3 protein-coding genes are annotated in these 2218 nt (G+C 69.3%); all 3 read right to left on the bottom strand.

All coding sequences use genetic code 11. The features are described 5' to 3' along the window. Positions 1–121: 121 nt before the first annotated feature. Positions 122–1135, bottom strand: a complete 1014-nt coding sequence (locus JCM19049_RS12255) for a pseudouridine synthase (RefSeq protein WP_279403115.1) — start codon at positions 1133–1135, stop codon at positions 122–124. Positions 1136–1146: 11 nt separating this feature from the next. Beyond that, a complete protein-coding gene (locus JCM19049_RS12250; protein WP_054821733.1) occupies positions 1147–1959 on the bottom strand; it encodes an Fpg/Nei family DNA glycosylase in 813 nt (270 codons plus the stop codon). Between the two features lie 70 nt (positions 1960–2029). Then, a partial coding sequence (locus tag JCM19049_RS12245; RefSeq protein WP_279403114.1) for a hypothetical protein occupies positions 2030–2218 on the bottom strand: 189 nt, incomplete at its 5' end.

Below are 2218 nucleotides of genomic sequence, written 5' to 3'. Positions count from 1 at the left end.
CGCCGCTGCTCATGACGGACCTCGCTTCCCGGGCGGGCCGAGCCGCCCACGGCTGTGCCACCCAGCCTAGGAGGAATGCCCGGCCCTGACCAGGGCTCGGGCGGGAAGCGGTCCGGGCGGCTCACTCTGCCGGTGGGGCCTCCAGCAGCTGCTGTTGGGAGGTGAAACTGCGCGCCTGGCCGCTGAGCGGGTCGGTGAACGCAATGGACTTGGCCAGCAGCTGCAGCGGACGGTCGTAGTCATCCGGGGCCAGGTCCCACAGCCTGGGGTAGAACGCGTCATTGATGATGCCCAGACCCAGCGAGGCCAGGTGGACCCGCAGCTGATGTGTCTTGCCGGTCAGCGGATCCAGGTCCAGCAGCGCCACCGGAAGGCCGCTGAAGTGCCCGGCACTGCGCCCCAGGGCGGCCAGGCTGATTCGGGTGCGGGCATTGGGCTCGCCGTCCTGCACGATGGAGCGCAGCTGGCCCTTGACCTTGGTCATCCGGTTGGCGAAGTCCAGGGGCAGGCTCTGGATGAGTTCGCGCAGCTGGGCGGGGCTGCGTTCGGCGATGATGTCCCCGGCCTGCAGCACCTTCCCGGTTTCCAGGCCGGCCCCGGGAGCCAGCGGAACCACCGCCTGGTAGCCCTTGCGGATTTCGCGGCGTTCAAACAGGCTCTGGTAGGCGCCGCGGGTCTGCGGGTTGACCGCAAAGAGGATCACCCCCGCCGTGGCCCGGTCCAACCGGTGCATCGGCACCAGCTCATCGATCCCCGTCTGGTTGCGCAGGCGCACCAGCGCGGACTGCTGGATGAACCGTCCGCCCGGGGTGGTGGGCAGGAAATGCGGCTTGTCCACCGCGATCAGGTGCTCGTCCTGGTGCAGGATCCGCGCCTGGAACGGGATCGGCTCCTCCTGCGGCAGGGAACGGTAATACCAGATGAAGTCGTGACGCCCCAACGGTGTGCCGGCATCCAGCGGCTGCCCGCCCAGCCCCACGATCTCCCCGTCCTGGAAACGGCGCAAGATCCCCGCCGGGTCAACATGCCCGAAGCGTTCGAGCAGGTAATCGGCCACGGTGGGCCACGGGCCGGAGCCGGGCAGGCGCAGCCGGGTGGCGTTCACGCCGTTGCGCACCGGTAGCGGGGAGAGCATTGCCATGGGTTCTATTGTTCCAGCTGTTGGCAGTGCGGGCAGTAATAGCAGTCTCGTTCGTGCTGCCCGGATTCCTCGGCCAGCTTCAGCAACCGGATCCCGGTCCCGCAGCGCAGACACGGTTTGCCGGCCCGCCCGTAGACCCAGAACGGGTCCCGGGTGCGGGCGGTGCCGGTGGTGACCCGCCGCCCGCGGTCCTTGTTCGCCTGAATCAGCCGGTGGGACATGTCCACCAGCTGATCCAGCTGCGCCACCTGCCCGCACGGGGTCAACGGGTGCAGCCGGGTCAAAAACAGCACCTCACAGCGGTAGATGTTGCCCAGGCCGGCCAGCAGGCGCTGGTCCAGCAGCGCGGTGCCGATGGTGCGCCGCGGGTCGCAGCGCAGGTTCTCCGCCGCCAGCCCGGGATCCCAGTCCGGACCCAGCAGATCAGGTCCCAGGTGGCCCACCAGCTCGGATTCCTGGTCGGTGGGCACCAGGCGCAGCTGCTGGATGTCGTAGCCGACCACGTCCGCCGACTCGGTGCGAAGGATCACCCGGGCGGTATGGGCCGGGCGTTTGAAGCGCTCGCCGGGAACGTAGAAGTCCCAACGCCCCTCCATCATCAGGTGTGAATGCAGGCTCAGCGTCGGCTGCTCGCTGTCCGGGTTGTGCAGGCGCAGCAGCAGGTGCTTGCCGCGCGGAACCACCTCGGTCACCCGGTACCCGGCCAGGTTGGTGGTGGCCAGCTGCGGCACCCGGAATTCGGTGGAGCGCAGCACCTGCCCCTCTAGGGCCGTGCGCATGCGCCGCGCCAGGCGGTAGACCGAATCTCCTTCGGGCATTGTTGCTCTTCCTCCTGCATCGGTAAGCTCCGGCCGGGTCGCGTCGGGATCCGGCGGCGCCGTGGTCGGGTTAGCGCCGGAAACGGATTCCCTGCGGGGTGCTGTAGAAACCGGCCTGCAGCAGCGCCTGGGCCAGCGGGTCCTCAAGCACGGGGAGCCCGTTGACGGTGGCGATGGCAATCTTTTCCACCGCCGCGGTGCGCAGAGTGGCCACCAGCCTGGCGCCCAGGGCCGCCAGGTGCTCGGCCGGCCAGGAGCC

The sequence above is a fragment of the Arthrobacter sp. JCM 19049 genome, assembly GCF_001310435.1.
The sequence above is the reverse complement of the archived record's forward strand: the minus strand, read 5'-3'. Positions and strand labels throughout refer to the sequence as shown.

What these genes read in the sequence shown, in the direction of transcription:
- JCM19049_RS12255 (WP_279403115.1), bottom strand. Translation starts at nt 1,135, where the DNA reads ATGCTCTCCCCGCTACCGGTGCGCAACGGCGTGAACGCCACCCGGCTG.
- JCM19049_RS12250 (WP_054821733.1), bottom strand. Translation starts at nt 1,959, where the DNA reads ATGCCCGAAGGAGATTCGGTCTACCGCCTGGCGCGGCGCATGCGCACG.